Raw genomic sequence first — 19,261 nt, 5'->3', positions numbered from 1 at the left:
TTAAGCATATTTCTTAACGGAACACGCGGCGAAATTTTTCGGATGAAGATATCGAGCACTGTCGAAGGCGTGCTGAAATGTGACAAAACCAAGGCAGGATTGTTGGCGCGCGGCGTCTTGAAAAGATGCAGGGCAACGGATTCACCGCCGAATCGCTCAATGAGGGCCGATAACGCGAATCACTTCACAGCTGGAAAGGGAATCGTGGACGCGCTTTAAGGAGGAACGCTTGCTCAGTTGAGGCGCGCACGCCGGAGGCCGGTCGCGGATTGTCGCGACAGGTCTGAGCTCATGGTTACGATGCAGAGAATCGCGCCGCTTGCCGGTCTTCAGCGATCCTGAGGATGGTCACGCCGGTTCGAGGATGCGTTTCCTGCCGCCCCAGGAGATGAAGTTCGGGTTGGCGAAGTCGAAATCGGCCGCCTTTCCCGTCTTGCCGTAGGTCAGCGGCATTCCGTCCAGCGTCACCGTCGAACCGCCGGCGGCGCGCAGCACCGCATCGCCGGCCGCGGTGTCCCATTCCATCGTGCGGGTAAAGCGCGGATAGACGTCGGCCTTTCCTTCGGCCAGCAGGCAGAATTTCAGCGAGGAGCCGATATTGGTGCATTTGAAGATCGCGTGGTCGGCGAGAAAGCTTCCGGTCTCGGGGCTGTTGTGGCGAAGGCTTGCAAGCGCCAACCTGTCGGCGGGCTGTTCGCGCACAGTGATTGTGGTGCGAGCGCCAACTGCGAAATCGTCCGTGACGACGAGCTTTTCAGCGTGGCCGCGTTCTCCCGAAAAGGCAAGCCCGAGCGCTGGCGCGTAGACAATGCCCGCCACCGGGGCGCCGTTCTCGATATAGGCGATGTTGACGGTGAATTCCTGCCGCCCGTCGACGAACTCGCGCGTGCCGTCGAGAGGGTCGACCAGGAAGAAGCCACGGCCGGCAATGTCGGGCACCTTGCCGGCGGCAACCGATTCTTCCGCCACGACGGGTATTTCGGGATAATCTCTGGCGAGATGAGCGAGGATGATGCGTTCGGCTTCCTCATCGGCGACCGTGACCGGACTTGCATCCGCCTTCATAGCGACGGGGAAGCCTTCGCGCAGGATCGTGATGATGGCCCTGCCGGCTTCGAGCGCCGCCTTTTCAAATGTCCTCAGCATTGTCCTTTTGCCGTTCGCCACGCGGCGAGCACCCATTGTCGCTCGTCCGCAAACCCCCTGTCACAACCAGATACTCAAGTTTATATGGTGTTCCCCGTCGTGCTCCGCATCCCTCAATGCACAGCCAGATGATGCTACCATAAGTTTTCAGCCTTGTCAGACGAAGATCAGGCATCGCTCGTGAAATGACATTCGTCAAAGAGGCTGCCTTGGGGTCTGAATTTGCTCCATCTTCCAATTCTGTGGAATAGCTTACGCGGCAAGCGGAGCAAGAAATCGACGGCGATATCTCCGGATGGTTAATCCAGTGGCAGTTTCTGGCTAAAAATAGGCCCTGCTCTGCCGTTTTTCTGTGGATTTTGGTTCAAAACGCGCCATTTAGGCCTGTTCTGACAAGAATCTGTCGGAGTAAATCCTTTTTGTCTTCACATTTCCAACGAAACCGCTATGCATTCGGCCTATGAGGTTCTCTGAAACGGAGAACTGAAGAACCAAAAAGAGATGCAGCGTGTTTCGCTCGCATCCAGGGGAAAACGACATATGGAGTATTTCGTCCAGCAGCTCTTAAACGGGCTGACGCTCGGATCCATCTATGGCCTTGTGGCTATTGGCTATACGATGGTTTACGGCATTATCGGCATGATCAATTTCGCCCATGGCGACATCTTCATGCTTGGTGGTTTCGCCGCTCTTATCGTCTTCCTCGTCCTCACATCCATCTTCGCAGGTCTCCCGGTGGCAGTTCTGCTGTTGGCGATGCTTGTCGTCGCGATGTTGATGACGAGTTTATGGAATTGGACGATCGAGCGCGTCGCATACCGTCCCCTGCGCGGTTCCTTCCGCCTGGCGCCGCTGATTACCGCGATCGGCATGTCGATCACGCTGTCCAACTTCATCCAGGTGACACAGGGTCCGCGCAACAAGCCGATTCCGCCGATGGTGAGCTCGGTCTACCAGTTCGGCAACATCTCGGTGTCGCTGAAACAGATCATCATCATCGTGATCACGGCGGTGCTGCTGACGATCTTCTGGTACATCGTCAATCGTACCGCACTCGGCCGTGCCCAGCGCGCCACTGAGCAGGATCGCAAGATGGCGGCGCTGCTCGGCGTCAACGTCGACCAGACGATCTCGATCACTTTCGTTATGGGTGCGGCACTCGCAGCCGTCGCCGGCACGATGTACCTGATGTATTATGGCGTCGCCTCGTTTAACGACGGCTTCACGCCTGGTGTGAAGGCCTTCACGGCAGCCGTTCTCGGCGGTATCGGTTCGTTACCCGGCGCCGTCTTCGGCGGCCTACTTATCGGTCTTATCGAGTCGCTGTGGTCGGCATACTTCACCATCGCCTACAAGGACGTCGCGACCTTTGCGATCCTGGCTTTCGTGTTGATCTTCAAGCCGACCGGCATCCTCGGGCGGCCGGAAGTCGAGAAGGTATAACGTCATGGCAAAAATCGAAAATTCTGCAGGCAAGCCCGATGCCGGACTTGTCCGCAAAGGCCTTACCGAAGCTCTTTTCGCCGCAGTCCTGTCGTTCGGCATGTTCGTTCTCTATGTCGGCCTCAAGACCGACCAGAACATCAGCAACGAACTGATCATTGTCCAGCGCTGGGGCCTGCTTGCGATCTTCGTCGCGATCGCCGCCATCGGCCGCTTCGCCACGGTGGTTTTCCTGCGGCCGCATCTCGACAGCCGCAAGCTGGCAAAGGCGAGACACGGCGAACTCGACATCTCAACCGAGAAGAGCTTCTTCCACCGGCATTTCCTGAAGATCGCGCTGATCGCGCTGCTGCTTTATCCTATGGTGGTGGTGGCGATCAAAGGCCCTCAGGGCTCGCTGACATATGTCGACAATTTCGGCATCCAGATCTTGATCTATGTGATGCTGGCCTGGGGGCTGAACATCGTCGTCGGCCTCGCCGGCCTGCTCGACCTCGGCTATGTCGCCTTCTATGCCGTCGGCGCTTATTCCTACGCGCTGCTTTCGACCTATTTCGGCCTGTCCTTCTGGATGCTATTGCCGCTTTCGGGCATGTTCGCGGCACTCTGGGGCGTCATTCTCGGCTTCCCGGTGCTGCGCCTACGCGGCGATTACCTCGCCATCGTGACGCTTGCCTTCGGTGAAATCATTCGTCTCGTCCTCATCAACTGGACTCAAGTGACGAAGGGCACCTTCGGTATCTCGAGCATCCCGAAGGCAACACTCTTCGGCATTCCCTTCGATGCGACGGCCGGCGGCTTTGCCAAGCTCTTTCACCTGCCGATCTCTTCGGCCTATTACAAGATCTTCCTCTTTTACCTGATCCTGGCGCTCTGCATGCTGACGGCCTATGTCACCATCCGCCTGCGCCGCATGCCGATCGGACGCGCCTGGGAAGCCTTGCGCGAAGACGAGATCGCCTGCCGTTCCCTCGGCATCAATACGGTGACGACTAAGCTCACTGCCTTTGCGACGGGCGCGATGTTTGCCGGTTTCGCCGGCTCGTTCTTCGCCGCCCGCCAGGGCTTCGTTTCGCCGGAATCCTTCGTCTTCCTGGAATCGGCCGTCATTCTGGCCATCGTCGTTCTCGGCGGCATGGGCTCGCTGACCGGCATCGCGATCGCCGCCATCGTCATGGTCGGCGGCACCGAGTTGTTGCGCAGCATGGGCTTCCTAAAACTGATCTTCGGACCCGATTTTACGCCCGAACTCTACCGCATGTTGATCTTCGGCCTCGCCATGGTCGTCGTCATGCTGTTCAAGCCGCGCGGCTTCGTCGGCTCGCGTGAGCCGACAGCCTTCCTCAGAGCGCGCAAGGCGATATCCGGAAGCTTCATCAAGGAGGGCCATGGTTGATGAGCCCTGTAAAGAATACGATGTCTGACGACACTCTTCTCAAGGTCGAGCACCTGTCGATGAAGTTCGGCGGCCTGATGGCCATCAACGACTTCTCCTTCGAAGCCAAGCGCGGCGATATCACCGCGCTGATCGGGCCGAACGGCGCCGGCAAGACCACTGTCTTCAACTGCATCACCGGCTTCTACAAGCCGACGATGGGCATGATCACGTTCAACCAGAAGAGCGGCAAGCAATATCTGCTCGAGCGTCTGCCGGACTTTCGCATCACCAGGGAAGCCAAGGTCGCACGCACCTTCCAGAACATCCGGCTGTTCTCCGGCCTGACCGTTCTCGAAAACCTGCTGGTTGCCCAGCACAACAAGCTGATGAAGGCATCGGGTTATACGATCCTCGGCCTTATCGGTGTCGGCCCCTATAGGCGGGAAGCGGCCGCTGCAATCGAGCTCGCCCGTTTTTGGCTCGAGAAGGCCGACCTGATCGACCGCGCCGACGACCCGGCCGGCGACCTGCCCTATGGCGCCCAGCGGCGTCTCGAAATTGCCCGCGCCATGTGTACCGGTCCGGAGCTGCTTTGCCTGGACGAGCCGGCTGCCGGCCTCAACCCACGGGAATCGGCAACGCTCAACGCGCTGCTGAAGAGCATTCGCGCCGAAACAGGAACGTCGATCCTGCTGATCGAGCACGACATGTCGGTGGTCATGGAAATCTCCGACCACGTCGTCGTCCTCGAATACGGTCAGAAGATTTCCGATGGCACGCCGGATCACGTGAAGAACGATCCGAGGGTCATCGCGGCCTATCTTGGCGTCGAGGATGAAGAAGTGGAAGAGGTGATCGCAGCCGTCGAGCAGCTCGAAGGAGGCGCAAACTGATGGGCGATGAAGTAATGACGGGTCAACCGCTCCTTCAGGTGAATAGCGTCGAAACCTATTACGGCAATATCCGGGCGCTGGCCGGCGTCGATGTCCACGTCAACAAGGGCGAGATCGTCAGCCTGATCGGCGCCAATGGCGCCGGCAAGTCGACACTGATGATGACGATCTGCGGCAGCCCGCAGGCCCGCATCGGTTCGGTGGTCTTCGAGGGCCGCGACATCACCCGCATGCCGACGCATGAAATCGCCCGTCTACGCATTGCACAGTCGCCGGAAGGCCGCCGCATCTTCCCGCGCATGACGGTTCTGGAAAATCTTCAGATGGGCGCCGGCCTCGATAGTCTGAAACACTTCGCCGAAGACGTCGAGAAGATCTTTACGCTCTTCCCGCGGCTTAAGGAACGTCACGCCCAGCGGGGCGGAACACTTTCGGGTGGTGAGCAACAGATGCTGTCGATCGGCCGCGCGCTGATGGCGCGCCCGAAGCTGCTGCTTCTCGATGAACCCTCGCTCGGTCTTGCGCCGCTGATCGTCAAGGGCATCTTCGAGGCGATCAAGAAGCTCAACGAGGCGGAGGGGCTGACCGTTTTCCTCGTCGAGCAGAACGCGTTCGCCGCCCTCAGGCTTTCTCACCGCGCCTACGTGATGGTGAACGGCAAGGTGACGATGAGCGGCTCCGGCAAGGAGCTTCTTGCCAATCCCGAGGTCCGCGCCGCCTATCTCGAAGGCGGAAGACACTAGGTCGAAAGGAGAGTTTGACATGCAGGGACTTTTCTTCGAAGCGGATGCCGGCTCCCTTGTGGCGATCCGTGTCATCGTCTTGCTCTTAGGCTTCTGGACGGCATGGCGCGCCGGCAAAGCGGTTGCCGAAGGCTGGGCCGACTATCCGTTGGTCATCGTCTATACATTCCTGCTCGCCTGGGCGATGCAGTTCCTGCATCATGCCCTGTTCAATGGCCCGATGCTCAGCGCCTTCTACTATATCCTCGACTTCGTGACGCTGCTGGTGTTCTCTACGGCCGGCTTCCGCTACCGCCGCACCAATCAGATGGTTAACAACTATTACTGGCTGTACGAAAAAACTTCCGCGTTTTCGTGGAAGGACAAACATTGACAGTCCGTTGAAACTAGGCATGAATTGCCTTCCGAGTGGAACAGCTTTCCTGGCGCAGTCAATGGTGGGTAGTGCGCTGGGCCTTGGACCGGAACCCGCCCAAAAATTGGGAGTAATAATATGAAAAAGTCTCTTCTGTCGGCAGTGGCTCTGACGGCGATGGTCGCCTTCAGCGGCAACGCGTGGGCCGACGTTCTCATCGCTGTCGCTGGTCCGCTGACTGGCCCGAACGCTGCGTTCGGCGCTCAGCTCCAGAAGGGTGCGGAGCAGGCGGTCGCCGACATCAACGCGGCTGGCGGCATCAACGGCGAACAGATCAAGATCGAACTCGGCGACGACGTCTCCGACCCGAAGCAGGGCATCTCGGTCGCCAACAAGTTCGCTGCTGACGGCGTCAAGTTCGTCATCGGCCACTTCAACTCGGGCGTTTCGATCCCGGCTTCGGAAGTCTATGCCGAAAACGGCATCCTCGAAATCACCCCGGCCGCGACGAACCCGACCTTCACGGAACGGGGCCTCTGGAACACGTTCCGCACCTGCGGCCGTGACGACCAGCAGGGTGCCATCGCCGGCAAGTATCTTGCCGATCACTTCAAGGACGCCAAGATCGCCGTCGTTCACGACAAGACCCCCTACGGTCAGGGCCTTGCCGACGAAACCAAGAAGGCTATGAACGCCGCCGGCGTCACGGAAGTCATATACGAAGGCATCAACGTCGGCGACAAGGATTTCTCGGCCCTCATCGCCAAGATGAAGGAAGCCGGCGTCTCGATCATCTATTGGGGTGGTCTGCACACCGAAGCTGGTCTCATCATCCGCCAGGCGGCTGACCAGGGTCTGAAGGCGACGCTGGTTTCGGGCGACGGTATCGTTTCGAACGAACTGGCCTCGATTGCTGGCGACGCCGTCGCCGGTACGCTGAACACCTTCGGCCCCGATCCGACTGCGAACCCTGCGAACAAGGAACTCGTCGAAAAGTTCAAGGCCGCTGGTTTCAATCCGGAAGCCTACACGCTCTATTCCTACGCTGCGATGCAGACGATCGCCGGGGCCGCCAAGGCTGCCGGTTCGCTGGATCCTGAGGCCGTTGCCAAGGCCATGAAGGAAAAGGGCCCGTTCCCGACCGTTCTCGGCGACATTTCGTTCGACGAAAAGGGCGACCCGAAGATCCCTGGCTACATCATGTACGAATGGAAGAAGGGTCCGGACGGCAAGTACAGCTACTTCCCGCAGGGCATGTAAGCCTCGCTCCCTTTTATGGGATAAGATTATCGAAGCCCGGTTCTCCGACCGGGCTTCTTTCTTTTTGCGGACGTTTCAATTTTCGCCTGGCTGGTCTAACTCTTGGCATCGTTTTGAAGCATTGAGCGGAACCGTCCATGTCCAAACCCCGCATTCTCGTCACCCGGCGCTGGCCAGCCACGGTGGAAACTGTCCTTGCCGAACGTTTCGATGCGACGTTCAATCGTGACGATATTCCGCTCGGCGAAAGCGAGATGCGGCTGGCGCTCTCGACCTATGATGCCGTATTGCCGACGGTTTCCGATCGGTTGCCGGCCGCCGTCTTCGACGGCGCCCCTGTCGTCACCAAGATCCTCGGCAATTTCGGCGTCGGCTACAATCACATCGATATATCAGTTGCCAAGGAGAGAGGCATTGCGGTGACGAACACGCCGGGTGTGCTGACCGACTGCACGGCCGATATCGCCATGCTGCTGCTGCTCTCGGTTGCCCGGCGCGGCGGCGAGGGCGAGCGGCAGGTACGCGCTGGTGAATGGAAGGGCTGGTGCCCGACGCATATGGTCGGCACCAAGGTGACCGGGAAGACGGTCGGCATCATCGGTTTCGGCCGAATCGGCAAGGCCTTCGCGCAACGCTGCCATTTCGGCTTCGGCATGGATGTGGTGTTCTTCAACCGTTCACCGATCGATCCGGCGGAGGCGGCGCGTTACGGCGCGCGGCAGTTGCCGACGATCGAGGCCGTGCTGGCGGTGGCCGATTTCGTCTCGCTGCATTGCCCAGGTGGAGCAAAGAACCGACACCTGATGAATGCGACGCGGCTTGCGGCGATGAAGCCGGGCGCCTTTCTCATCAATACGGCGCGTGGCGACGTGGTGGATGAGGCGGCGCTGATTGCAGCGCTCAAGGCGGGCAAGATCCGCGGCGCCGGGCTTGACGTCTACGAGGCGGAACCTGATGTGCCGGAGGCACTGCGGCGGATGGAGAACGTCATGGTATTGCCACATCTCGGCAGTGCTACGGAAGAGACGCGGACCGCCATGGGCATGAAGGTGGTTGACAACGTGACGGCGTTTTTCGAGGGCAGGGATGCGCCGGACCGGGTGGTTTAGCGGCTAGAGCATGATGCCGAAAAGTGTGAGCGGTTTTCAGGCGACATCATGCTCTCACCATTTAATTTAGAACAGGATTCAGATTTTAGGCCGAACACGCCTAAAATCATGCTGTTCCAGCCTCCAACACCGTCTCACATCTCGTACAGCACATGCGTGGCTTTCACGGCGGCCGAGGCCCGGTTCTCGACGCCGAGCTTCACGTAAATCTGTTCGAGGTGCTTGTTTACCGTCCGCGCCGACAGTCCCAATATTTCGCCGATGTCGCGGTTGGCCTTGCCCTTGGCGATCCAGAGCAACACTTCGGATTCGCGCTGGGTAAGCGAAAAGCGCTGGCGCAGCACCTCGTCGTCGCTGCGCTGATTGGCGGCAGTGAGGCGGAAGAGATATTCGTCAGGGCCGATTGCGCCCAGGAAGGCGAGCTGCAGCGCCGCCTGGCCGGCATGGGCGATCGAGATGATGCCGTCGCGCACCGCCGCGACCCGCTCGCGCATCCAGCCAGCGATATGGCGGACGACGATTTCCATGCCGTCGTCGCTGCCCATGGCGGCATTGACCAGCCGTGTCGCCTGCGGCGTTGACCAGTGGATGGCGCCGTCGCCCTTGACTGCCAGCAGATGGCGGCCAGCTGCGTCCAGCGCAATGCGGGCGCTTTGGGCCGAGCGAGCGTTGCGCAAATGGACACGGATGCGGGCGCGCAGTTCGTCGATGTTGATCGGCTTGCTGAGATAATCGACGCCGCCGGATTCCAGCGCGTGCACAACATGCTCGGTCTCGGTCAAGCCCGTCATGAAGATGACAGGTACCTGCGCCGCCGCGGCATTCGCCTTCAGCCGACGGCAGGTCTCGAAGCCGTCCATGCTCGGCATCACCGCGTCCAGCAGGATGAGATCGGGCGTGATGCGCTCGACGATACCAAGCGCCGCCGTGCCCGACGTGGCGATCAGCACGGAGAAGCCGGATTGTTCGAGTGCGTCGGTCAAAAAGCCGAGTGCTTCGGCCGAGTCGTCGACGAGCAGAACGATGTCACGGGGGAGGGAGGCTGGCTCAGCCAATGGATTCCACCTTTTCGTCGAAGTCGTGCAGGAAGGTCATGAAGCCGGCGAGATCGAAGGCGGCGACATAGGTGCGAAGTTCATCGGTGAATGGCTGATTTGCCTCCGTCCTGGCAAGGTCCGAAAGCTTGGCTTCGATGCCTCTGATATAGCCGATCTCGCCGAGCCGCAGCAGTTCCTGCACATGGGCAGCACCGGGGCTCAGCATCGGCGCTTCGATCTTAAGGGGAACGGCAGGCGCGGCATCGGCATAGATCCATTTCAGGCCAAGATGCAAGGCGAGCTTGTCACGGAGTTGGCGGATGTCGACCGGCTTGCCGATTGCATCATTGTGGCTGTCGTCGCTGTCGCTGAGAACAGCCGCGTCACCGATATTGGCCGACAGCATCAGCACTGGCGCCGTCTGGCCGGCCTCACGCAGACGCGAGACGAGTTGCCAGCCGTTCATGCCGGGCATCAGGATATCGACAAGGAAGAGGTCCGGCATAATGCCCTCGATCAGCGTCAGGCATTCGCCGCCGCCCGCTGCCGTCAGCACGATGAAATCGAGCGGCGCCAGGATTTCGCGCATCATCTCGCGATGGTCTTCGTTATCGTCGACGACAACGACCGTGCGGCGCGGCCCGTCATAGCTGACAATGCGCTTTTCGTGCGGTGCGGCGGCCACGGCGCGCATGACGGCGGACAGCATCAGCCGGATGCGGAAGGTCGAGCCTTCGTCCTTCACGCTTGCAACCGAGATCTCTCCACCCAGCGTGTTGGTCAGAAGCCGGGTGATCGTGAGGCCGAGGCCGAGCCCCGGCATTGGCCGCACGCTTTCGGCCTCGCCACGCTGGAAAGGCTCGTAGATGCGGGTCAGGTCTTTCTCACTGATGCCGCGCCCGGTGTCGGCGACGGTGAAAGTCGCGACCTGGCTGCGATAGCCGACATCGAAGGTAACGCTACCCTCGTCGGTGAACTTGATGGCGTTGGAGAGCAGGTTGACGAGGATCTGGCGCAGCCGTTTCTCATCGGTGCGGACGAATTGCGGCAAGGCCGGCGAGCGCTCATGGATGAAGACGAGCCCCTTCGCCTGGGCCTGCGGGCGGAACATATCGACGATCTGGTCGAGGAAATCCTGGATGTTGATCTCGTTGGAGTAAACCTGCAGGCGGCCGGCCTCGATCTTCGAGATATCGAGCAGGCCGTCGATCAGGCCGGAGAGATGTTCGGCGCTGCGGCGGATGACCTTGATCGAAGACTGGCGCGGCGTCGGGATCGTTTCGTCGCGCTCGAGGATCTGGGCGTAGCCGAGCACGGCGTTCAACGGTGTGCGCAATTCATGGCTCAAGCCGACGACATAGCGGCTCTTGGCCCGGTTGGCGGCCTCGGCGGTTTCCTTGGCGTTCTGCAAGGCGGCGTCGGTTTTCTTGTGGGCGGCGATTTCCTTGAGCAGCAGCGTGTTCTGGCGCGAGGATTCCTCTTCGGCGACGACGCGGCTGTCATGGGCAAGCACATAGAACCAGCAGACGACGCCTGATATCACCGAGAAGACGAAGAAGACGATGAGGATGGTGCGGTTGACGACCTCACCCGTTTCAGGCGAGGCGGCGGCGACCTGATGGGCGATCATCGCCAGGATGGCGCCGATGGCGGTCAATGCCAGCACGACGGCGATGCCGTAGCGGCCGAGGCGTGTCGTCAGCTTCTCGATGATGGTCTGAGGCAGCAGCACCTTGGCGACGGTGCCGACTTGGGCGTTGAAACGGGCGGCCGGCTTGCACATGTCGTGGCAACGGCTGTCGAGCGAACAGCAGAGCGAGCAGATCGGCGCGGCATAGGCCGGACACCAGGCCATGTCCTCCGGTTCGAAGGGATGTTCGCAGACCGAGCAGGTGATGCTCGTCAGGTTCTTCCAGCTGTGGCGCGGCTTGCGAGCGAGATAGAACTTGCCTTTGGTCGCCCAGGCGATGACAGGCGAGGCGATCAATGCGACGACGAGGGTGATATAGGGCGCGAGCGAGGCGGCAATATCGCCGAAGGCGCCGAAATGAGCGATCAGCGACACGGCCGCCGACAACGTCATGGCGCCGAGGCCGACGGGGTTGATGTCGTAGAGATGGGCGCGCTTGAACTCGATACCCGGGGGAGCAAGGCCCAGCGGCTTGTTGATGAAGAGATCGGCGGAGATCGTGCAGAGCCAGGCCATGGCGATGATCGAGAAGATGCCGAGTGTTTCCTCCAGCAGCCGGTAGATGCCGAGTTCCATCAGAAGCAGGGCGATTGCGACGTTGAAGACCAGCCAGATGACGCGGCCGGGATGGCTGTGGGTCAGCCGCGAGAAGAAGTTCGACCAGGCGAGCGAGCCGGCATAGGCGTTCATCACGTTGATCTTCAGTTGCGAGACGACGACGAAGGCGGCCATCAGCAGCAGCGCGGCATTATGCCAGGGGACCATGTAGCCGAAGGCGGTCAGATACATCTGCGCCGGGTCGGCGGCGCGATCGAGGGGGACGCCCGAAGTGAAGGTCAGCACGACCAGAAACGAACCGGCAAGCAGCTTCGGTGCGCCGATGATGACCCAGCCGGGCCCGGCGAGAAAGATCGCCAGGCGGTGGCGCCACTTGCGCTGCGGGTCCGGCGGCAGGAAGCGTAGGAAGTCGGCCTGTTCGCCGATCTGCGACATCAGCGCCAGGATGACGGCGGAGGCAGCGCCGAACTCCACCAGATCGAATTCGGCGATGGTGCCGGGCGGGCCGGAGGCATGGCGGATGCCTGCGAAGGCGCGCCAGAGATCGAATTTTTCCCAGTCCAACAAGGCGATGAAGATGAAGGGAAGGATATTCAGCACGATCCAAAAGGGCTGGGTCATCAACTGGAACTTGCTGATCAGCCGCACGCCGTGCGTCACCAGCGGGATTACCATGACGGCGCTGATGATGTAGCCGATCCAGAGCGGGATGCCGAGGGTGAGCTCCAGCGCGCCGGACATGATCGATGCCTCGATCGCAAACAGCATGAAGGTGAAGCTCGCATAGATCAGCGAGGTGATAGTCGAGCCGATATAGCCGAAGCCCGCGCCACGCGTCAGAAGATCGATGTCGACGCCGTGACGGATGGCGTAGCGGCTGATCGGCAGGCCGATCGCCAGCATGGCGACCGAGGCGACGATAATGGCGTAAAAGGCGTTGGTCGTGCCGTAGGAAAGAGTGATCGCGCCGCCGATCGCCTCCAGCGCCAGAAAGGAGATCGCGCCGATCGCCGTCTGCGAGATCCGCTGCGAGGAGAAATGGCGAGCGCTCTTTGCGGTGAAGCGCAACGCGTAATCTTCCAGCGTCTGGTTGGCGACCCAGCGATTGTATTCGCGTCTCACCGGAATGATGCGTTGGCGCGCTGCCATGTCTTCCTTTCCGGCATTCCGGTTGGGCTCATCGTCTCTCCGGCAGTTTTGGCGGGATGGTTGGGAAAGGCAAGAGGCGGGCACCGACAGGTTCACAGAATGGCAATATTTTTGCAATTGATCTGTCACATGAGAGCTCTAACTCTCCCGGCGTTCGTTCAATCATTTCGGGTATCACCATGTCTGTTTTAAGCCTTTGCCGCCTGAGCACCGCCCTCGTCTGCCTTCTTTCCATCGTGCCATCGCTTGCCAGCGCCGAGCAGGCGACGGCGGCGAAAGCGCCTTATGCGCAGGCCGGAAACACCAACAAACGTGGTGACGCCTGCTTCTCGACGGTGGACACCAACGCCGCCGTTCATCTTCTCTCCGGCTTCCTCGAAATCTGGACCCCGCGCACGCCTTTCGTCGATGCGGGTGTCGAGGCTCCGGCCAAGGATAATTGCCCGGCGGTCGCCAAGACGGATTGGGACGGCATTCCGTCCAGCAAGACCGACGGCCATATCGTCAACCAGGCCGTCCATGACGCCAACATCGCCTATGTTGTCAAAGCGACGCGGGCGCGGACGGCCGATCAGGCCGTCGCCGCCTATCTCGACGATCGGCGCGGCAAGAATGCCAGCATCGTCGATGGCCTCGGTCCGCTGACGGATGCCTGGAAGGCCGGCTCGAAGCAGACCACCACGATCACCGAGGTGGCAGCCGATGCGACGACGGTCAAATATGATGACAAGGGCAACAATCGCGGCGCCGGCAGCAAGCCGGACGCGGAAAACAAGACCGACGCCAACCCCGATATGGGACTTGCTATCGACTTCATCAACGCCGCCAGCGGTGACGGCTCGACGGAGCCGGCCAAACGCTATTTCAAATATGCCCGCCCCTACCGCTGGAGCCAGGACGTATCGGTCGTCCCAACGCTGGAGCCGGCCAAGGGCGGCAAGCCGGCCGAGGACGGCGGTTTCCCGAGCGGGCATACGGCGGAAGCCTGGCGGGATGCACTGGCCATGGCCTATCTCGTGCCGCAGCGCTTTCAGGAAATGATCACGCGCGCCAGCGAACTGGGCGAAGACCGCATCCTCGCCGGCATGCATTCTCCTCTCGACGTGATGGGCGGCCGGATGCTTGGCACGGCTACGGTCGTCTACAATCTGAACAAGGCCGACAATGCCGCGCTGAAGAGCGATGCCTACGCCCAAGCGCAGTCATGGCTCGTCGCCAAATCAGGCGTTGCGGATGCGGGTGCACTCGAGGTTGCGGCCCATGCAGCACCGTTGGCCGCAGACCGTTTCGCCGATCATGACGCCAATCGCGCCTACGTGCTGCAGCGCTTGAGCTACGGCCTGCCGACGATCCATGCGACCGATCAGCCGGCGCACGTGCCGCAGGGCGCCGAAGCGCTTCTCGAAACGCGTCTGCCCTATCTGGGCGGCGAGCAGCGCCGCGCCGTGCTGAAGTCGACGGAGATCGCCTCCGGCTACCCGCTGCTCGACGATGCGGAAGGTTACGGCCGTCTCAACCTCTTTGCGGCGGCCGACGGTTACGGTGCGTTCGAACAGGACGTGACCGTGACGATGGACGCGGCAAAGGGCGGTTTCAATTCGATCGACACCTGGCGGAACGACATCACCGGCAATGGCAGGCTGGTGAAGCACGGCAGCGGCATTCTCGGGCTCTCGGGCGCCAACAGCTATGCCGGCGGTACCGTGCTGCAAGAGGGCGCGCTGATGGCCCTATCGCCGTCGGCCTTCGGTACAGGCGGCCTGACGGCCGACCGCGGTTCGCTCGTTCTGGCGGCAGACAAGCCCGTGACCGTCGGCGGCGACTATCAGCAGCTTGCCACGGCCGTGTTGAAGCCGAGGCTCGGCGCGAACGGCGAGGGTACGCTGATCGTCCATGGCAAGGCGGTGCTGGCCGGCGAGCTCGATGTGACGCTTGCCGACGGGTTTGTCCCGACGCCTGGAACGAAGATCGAGATCCTGAAGGCGAGCGCCGTGACTGGCGCCTTCGAAAAGCTGACCGTCGCAGGCCATAGGGCGAGCCTCTCTTACGGTCCGACGTCGATCGTCTTGACGATCGACGGATAATTCCTCCGAGAGGATCGACCGGGCATCTCCCGCTTCGTGGGGATGCCACCTCTTCCGGCCTGCCTGTTTGCCCCCGGCGCCTACGTCAATCGACGTATGTGTTTTCGCGCTGCAGCACCCGATAGTTCTTTAAGCAACAGTTAATCTCCGTTTCCGGTCTGTTGCGGAACAAGAAGAGGGGAGTTCAACCAGATGAATCTCAAATCCACTATTACGGGCGCAGCGCTCGGCGCCATCATGGCGGCGTCGGCTGCCTTCGGCAGTGCAGTTGCCGCCGATGACACGATCAAGGTCGGCATTCTGCACTCGCTCTCCGGCACCATGGCCATTTCCGAGACCACGCTCAAGGACGCCATGCTGATGCTCATCGACGAGCAGAACAAGAAGGGCGGCCTTCTCGGCAAGAAGCTCGAGGCTGTCGTCGTCGACCCGGCTTCCGACTGGCCGCTGTTTGCCGAAAAGGCACGTGAGCTGATCCAGAAAGACAAGGTTGCCGCCGTCTTCGGTTGCTGGACGTCCTCGTCGCGCAAGTCCGTTCTGCCGGTTTTCGAAGAGACCAACTCGATCCTCTTCTACCCGGTCCAGTATGAAGGCGAAGAGTCCTCGCGCAACATCTTCTACACCGGTGCTGCTCCGAACCAGCAGGCCATCCCTGCCGTCGACTACCTGATGGAAAAAGAAGGCGTCAAGCGCTTCGTTCTCGAAGGTACGGACTACGTTTATCCGCGCACGACCAACAAGATTCTCGAGGCATACCTGATTTCGAAGGGTATTCCGAAAGAAGACATCATGACCAACTACACGCCGTTCGGCTTCTCCGACTGGCAGACCGAAGTTTCCAAGATCAAGGAATTCGGTTCGGCCGGCAAGAAGACCGCCGTCGTCTCCACGATCAACGGCGATGCCAACGTTCCGTTCTACAAGGAACTGGGCAACAAGGGCATCAAGGCAACAGACATCCCCGTCGTCGCCTTCTCGGTTGGCGAAGAAGAGCTTGCCGGCCTCGACACCAAGCCGCTCGTCGGCCATCTCGCTGCCTGGAACTACTTCGAGTCGGTCGAAAGCCCTGCCAACAAGAAGTTCATCAAGGACTGGCACGCCTTCACCAAGAACGACAAGCGCGTGACGAACGACCCGATGGAAGCTGCGTATATCGGCTTCAACGCATGGGTTAAGGCCGTCCAGGCTGCCGGCACGACCGATACCGACAAGGTTCTCGACACCATCATCGGCGTCAGCGTTCCGAACCTCTCCGGCGGTTATGCGACCGTCATGCCGAACCACCACATCACCAAGCCGGTGCTGATCGGTGAAATCCAGGCGGACGGCCAGTTCGAAATCGTCCAGCAGACACCTGCCGTCGTCGGCGACGAATGGTCGGACTTCCTCCCTGACTCCAAGGACCTGATCTCCGATTGGCGCAAGCCGATGTCCTGCGGCAACTTCAACGTTGCTACCGGCAAGTGCGGTGGCAAGGGCTCCTGAGTACGACCCCGATCCGATGATTGCCTGAAGGCTTCCGTCCGGTTTGATTCCGGGCGGAAGCTCCGTCCCAGCGATTGCGCCGCGAGGCCAACACTATCAAGGGCGAGAAAGCCGATGTATCGCGCCATAAAGATTTTCCTCATCACGGTTTGCCTGACATTTTCGGGCCTCGTATTTTCAGGCTTTGCTTTTTCGGGCGTGATAATCTCGAGCGAAGTCCAGGCCCAGGACGATATCCACGTGCTTGTCGACGCGCTCGGCGTCGGCGATTTCCCGGAACGGGAAGCGGCCATCAAAGCGCTGGTCGCTTCCAAGGACCAGCATGTCAGCCAGATCCTGCAGCAGTTGAGCGACGGCCTTCTCTACGTCAATTCCGATGGCGGCCCGGTTCTCCTCCAGGGCGGTACCGATGACGAACCGACCTATTCCGATCCGATCACCGGCGAAGCCGCTGCCGATGTCGATCCGGATCTGATGACGAAGGTCAAGATCAACAACGCGCTTCGCGGCGTCATCGGCGCCGCTACCAGCCAGCTGACGCTGATGAGCCCGAACCGTTCCGCGCGGCTTGCCGCGGCCCAGGGCCTTCTGAAAGATGCCGATCCCGCCAATCTCGACCTGCTGAACTCGGCGCTTGCGGCCGAAAAGGACGCTGAGATCAAGAATACGATGGAAGCGGCGCGCGCAGTGCTGCTGCTCAAGACGGATGCGAGCGTCGAAGACAAGAAGGCTGCGATCGATACGATCGCGGCGCGCGGCAATCGCGATGCGCTGACCATCCTCACGACCACACTGGAAACCGCGTCTGACGACCTGAAGCCGGCGATCCAGGCGGATATCAGCTCCATCAATCGCAGCCTGGCGCTGTGGGATATCGTCCAGAACATCTGGTACGGATTGTCTCTCGGCTCGGTACTGCTGCTTGCCGCGATCGGCCTTGCCATCACCTTCGGCGTCATGGGCGTCATCAACATGGCGCATGGCGAAATGGTGATGATCGGCGCCTACACCACCTATGTGGTGCAGGAGTACATCACCTCCGCCTTTCCTGAACTTGCCGATTATTCGCTGGCCTTTGCCGTGCCTGCGGCCTTCGTCTTTACCGGCTTCGTCGGTCTGGTGATCGAGCGCGCCGTCATCCGCTATCTCTACGGCCGGCCGCTCGAAACGCTGCTCGCCACCTGGGGAGTGTCGCTCATCCTGCAGCAGGCGGTGCGCAGCATCTTCGGCCCGACCAACCGCGAGGTCCGCAATCCGAGCTGGATGTCCGGCGTCTTCGATCTCGGCGGGCTCTCCATCACCTGGAATCGACTGTGGATCATCGTCTTTTCGATGGTGGTCTTTGTGGCGCTGCTCCTGTTGCTCAAGCGGTCCGCCTTCGGCCTGCAGATGCGCGCCGTTACGCAGAACCGGCGCATGGCGTCGTCGATGGGCATCCGCACCGGCTGGGTCGATGCCTTCACCTTCGCGCTCGGCTCGGGCATTGCCGGCATCGCCGGCGTGGCGCTCAGCCAGATTGACAACGTCTCGCCGAACCTCGGTCAATCCTACATCATCGACAGCTTCATGGTCGTCGTCTTCGGCGGTGTCGGCAATCTCTGGGGTACGCTGGTCGGCGCACTGTCGCTCGGCGTCGTCAACAAGTTCCTCGAACCCTTCGCCGGCGCCGTGCTCGGCAAGATCCTGGTGCTCGTCCTCATCATTCTCTTCATCCAGAAGCGTCCCCGCGGGCTCTTCGCACTCAAAGGAAGGGCGGTGGAAGCATGATAACGGCCTTCCTTCTCCGATCACTCGATCGCAAGATCGTCGTTGCCATCGCCCTCCTGCTTCTGGTCGCGGTCCTCGTGCCGGTCCTGAACCTGATGACGGGGCCGACCAATCCGCTGCACGTGCCGACTTATATCATGTCGCTGTTCGGCAAGTATCTGACCTATGCACTGCTGGCGCTGGCGCTTGATCTCGTCTGGGGCTTCTGCGGCATCCTCTCCCTCGGCCACGGTGCCTTCTTTGCGCTCGGTGGCTATGCGATGGGCATGTATCTGATGCGCCAGATCGGCACGCGCGGCAGCTACGGAGACCCTGTTCTGCCCGACTTCATGGTGTTCCTGAACTGGAAGGATCTGCCGTGGTTCTGGTACGGCTTCAACCATTTCTGGTTTGCGGCGCTGATGGTGCTCGTCGTGCCCGGCCTGCTCGCCTTCGTCTTCGGCTGGTTTGCCTTCCGCTCACGCGTCAATGGCGTCTATCTCTCGATCATCACCCAGGCGATGACTTACGCGCTGCTGCTGGCCTTCTTCCGCAACGACATGGGCTTCGGCGGCAATAACGGCCTTACCGATTTCAAGGACATTATCGGTTTCAACGTCCAGGCTGACGGCACGCGTGCAGTCCTCTTTGCGGCAACTGCGATCTTCCTGGCTCTGTCGCTGCTGCTTGCCTCGGCGATCGTGCGCTCGAAGTTCGGCAAGGTGCTGGTCGGCGTGCGCGATGCGGAAAGCCGCACGCGCTTCCTCGGCTACCGCGTCGAGCACTTCAAGCTCTTCGCCTTCGTCGTCTCGGCGATGATGGCTGGTATTGCCGGTGCGCTCTACGTGCCGCAGGTCGGCATTATCAATCCCGGCGAATTCGCGCCTGCCAATTCGATCGAAGTCGTCATCTGGACGGCGGTCGGCGGGCGGGCGACGCTGATCGGTCCGATCATCGGCGCGATCCTCGTCAACGGCGGCAAGACGATCTTCACCGGCCTCTTCCCGGAGTTCTGGCTGTTTGCGCTGGGCGGTCTCTTCGTCGCCGTCACGCTGTTCCTGCCGAAGGGCGTCGTCGGCACGATTTCGCAATATCTCGGCAAGCGGAAGGTCGTCTCCAAGGCTGCCCCGCCGGCTGTTGAGGAAGACGGTATCGAGCCGAAAATCCAGGCAGCGGAGTGAGCGC

The 19,261-nt window shown here is 60.8% G+C and carries 14 protein-coding genes; 11 read left to right on the top strand and 3 right to left on the bottom strand.

The window, feature by feature from the left end:
• Positions 1-348: 348 nt before the first annotated feature.
• On the bottom strand, positions 349-1,146 hold the full coding sequence (gene cysQ / locus N1937_RS17075; protein WP_170278840.1) for a 3'(2'),5'-bisphosphate nucleotidase CysQ: 798 nt from the start codon (positions 1,144-1,146) through the stop codon (positions 349-351).
• Positions 1,147-1,686: 540 nt separating this feature from the next.
• On the opposite strand from cysQ, the gene N1937_RS17070 reads away from it, so the two are divergent.
• The 7 genes from N1937_RS17070 (at position 1,687) to N1937_RS17040 (ending at position 8,327) form a co-directional block, all read left to right on the top strand.
• Positions 1,687-2,589 carry a branched-chain amino acid ABC transporter permease gene (locus N1937_RS17070; protein ID WP_017965841.1) on the top strand — a complete coding sequence of 301 codons (903 nt, stop codon included), beginning with the start codon at positions 1,687-1,689 and terminating at the stop codon, positions 2,587-2,589.
• 4 nt (positions 2,590-2,593) lie between these two features.
• On the top strand, positions 2,594-3,985 hold the full coding sequence (gene livM, locus N1937_RS17065; protein WP_017965840.1) for a high-affinity branched-chain amino acid ABC transporter permease LivM: 1,392 nt from the start codon (positions 2,594-2,596) through the stop codon (positions 3,983-3,985).
• Complete coding sequence (locus N1937_RS17060) at positions 3,985-4,860, top strand: ABC transporter ATP-binding protein (protein ID WP_020486146.1); 876 nt, start codon at positions 3,985-3,987, stop codon at positions 4,858-4,860. The genes livM and N1937_RS17060 overlap by 1 nt, the downstream gene beginning before the upstream one ends.
• On the top strand, positions 4,860-5,603 hold the full coding sequence (locus tag N1937_RS17055; RefSeq protein WP_170281526.1) for an ABC transporter ATP-binding protein: 744 nt from the start codon (positions 4,860-4,862) through the stop codon (positions 5,601-5,603). Before N1937_RS17060 ends, N1937_RS17055 begins: the two co-directional genes overlap by 1 nt.
• Positions 5,604-5,622: 19 nt before the next feature.
• Positions 5,623-5,976, top strand: coding sequence for a DUF6867 family protein (locus tag N1937_RS17050; protein ID WP_017965837.1), 354 nt, complete (start codon positions 5,623-5,625; stop codon positions 5,974-5,976).
• A gap of 120 nt (positions 5,977-6,096) precedes the next feature.
• Positions 6,097-7,218, top strand: a complete 1,122-nt coding sequence (locus tag N1937_RS17045; RefSeq protein ID WP_017965836.1) for a branched-chain amino acid ABC transporter substrate-binding protein — start codon at positions 6,097-6,099, stop codon at positions 7,216-7,218.
• 137 nt (positions 7,219-7,355) lie between these two features.
• The gene (locus tag N1937_RS17040; protein ID WP_260056596.1) at positions 7,356-8,327 is read left to right on the top strand and encodes a 2-hydroxyacid dehydrogenase; all 972 of its coding nucleotides are present in this window, start codon (positions 7,356-7,358) and stop codon (positions 8,325-8,327) included.
• A gap of 134 nt (positions 8,328-8,461) precedes the next feature.
• On the opposite strand, the gene N1937_RS17035 is transcribed toward N1937_RS17040, so the two are convergent.
• Together N1937_RS17035 and N1937_RS17030 are read right to left on the bottom strand one after the other, a co-directional pair.
• On the bottom strand, positions 8,462-9,382 hold the full coding sequence (locus N1937_RS17035; RefSeq protein ID WP_260056595.1) for a response regulator transcription factor: 921 nt from the start codon (positions 9,380-9,382) through the stop codon (positions 8,462-8,464).
• Positions 9,375-12,761 (bottom strand): hybrid sensor histidine kinase/response regulator, encoded by a 3,387-nt coding sequence (locus tag N1937_RS17030; RefSeq protein ID WP_260056594.1) that lies wholly within the window; start codon positions 12,759-12,761, stop codon positions 9,375-9,377. Before N1937_RS17030 ends, N1937_RS17035 begins: the two co-directional genes overlap by 8 nt.
• Positions 12,762-12,940: 179 nt before the next feature.
• Between N1937_RS17030 and N1937_RS17025 the strand changes: the two genes are divergently transcribed.
• From N1937_RS17025 to urtC, 4 genes are all read left to right on the top strand, one after another.
• The gene (locus N1937_RS17025) at positions 12,941-14,845 is read left to right on the top strand and encodes an acid phosphatase (RefSeq protein WP_260056593.1); all 1,905 of its coding nucleotides are present in this window, start codon (positions 12,941-12,943) and stop codon (positions 14,843-14,845) included.
• Between the two features lie 192 nt (positions 14,846-15,037).
• Positions 15,038-16,330 (top strand): urea ABC transporter substrate-binding protein, encoded by a 1,293-nt coding sequence (gene urtA / locus N1937_RS17020; RefSeq protein ID WP_017965831.1) that lies wholly within the window; start codon positions 15,038-15,040, stop codon positions 16,328-16,330.
• Between the two features lie 114 nt (positions 16,331-16,444).
• On the top strand, positions 16,445-18,097 hold the full coding sequence (gene urtB / locus N1937_RS17015; protein WP_170278844.1) for an urea ABC transporter permease subunit UrtB: 1,653 nt from the start codon (positions 16,445-16,447) through the stop codon (positions 18,095-18,097).
• Entirely contained in the window at positions 18,094-19,257 is a 1,164-nt protein-coding gene (gene urtC, locus N1937_RS17010) for an urea ABC transporter permease subunit UrtC (RefSeq protein ID WP_260056592.1), read from the top strand. Before urtB ends, urtC begins: the two co-directional genes overlap by 4 nt.
• Positions 19,258-19,261 lie beyond the last annotated feature (4 nt).

Origin of the sequence: Rhizobium sp. WSM4643 (genome assembly GCF_025152745.1) — a bacterium.
Lineage (GTDB): Bacteria > Pseudomonadota > Alphaproteobacteria > Rhizobiales > Rhizobiaceae > Rhizobium > Rhizobium leguminosarum_I.
This window is presented reverse-complemented; position numbering and strand designations above follow the sequence as displayed.

Bases quoted from the DNA above. Each gene is read 5' to 3' on its own strand.
- cysQ (WP_170278840.1), bottom strand. From the start codon at position 1,146: ATGCTGAGGACATTTGAAAAGGCGGCGCTCGAAGCCGGCAGGGCCATC.
- N1937_RS17070 (WP_017965841.1), top strand. From the start codon at position 1,687: ATGGAGTATTTCGTCCAGCAGCTCTTAAACGGGCTGACGCTCGGATCC.
- livM (WP_017965840.1), top strand. From the start codon at position 2,594: ATGGCAAAAATCGAAAATTCTGCAGGCAAGCCCGATGCCGGACTTGTC.
- N1937_RS17060 (WP_020486146.1), top strand. From the start codon at position 3,985: ATGAGCCCTGTAAAGAATACGATGTCTGACGACACTCTTCTCAAGGTC.
- N1937_RS17055 (WP_170281526.1), top strand. From the start codon at position 4,860: ATGGGCGATGAAGTAATGACGGGTCAACCGCTCCTTCAGGTGAATAGC.
- N1937_RS17050 (WP_017965837.1), top strand. From the start codon at position 5,623: ATGCAGGGACTTTTCTTCGAAGCGGATGCCGGCTCCCTTGTGGCGATC.
- N1937_RS17045 (WP_017965836.1), top strand. From the start codon at position 6,097: ATGAAAAAGTCTCTTCTGTCGGCAGTGGCTCTGACGGCGATGGTCGCC.
- N1937_RS17040 (WP_260056596.1), top strand. From the start codon at position 7,356: ATGTCCAAACCCCGCATTCTCGTCACCCGGCGCTGGCCAGCCACGGTG.
- N1937_RS17030 (WP_260056594.1), bottom strand. From the start codon at position 12,761: ATGGCAGCGCGCCAACGCATCATTCCGGTGAGACGCGAATACAATCGC.
- N1937_RS17025 (WP_260056593.1), top strand. From the start codon at position 12,941: ATGTCTGTTTTAAGCCTTTGCCGCCTGAGCACCGCCCTCGTCTGCCTT.
- urtA (WP_017965831.1), top strand. From the start codon at position 15,038: ATGAATCTCAAATCCACTATTACGGGCGCAGCGCTCGGCGCCATCATG.
- urtB (WP_170278844.1), top strand. From the start codon at position 16,445: ATGTATCGCGCCATAAAGATTTTCCTCATCACGGTTTGCCTGACATTT.
- urtC (WP_260056592.1), top strand. From the start codon at position 18,094: ATGATAACGGCCTTCCTTCTCCGATCACTCGATCGCAAGATCGTCGTT.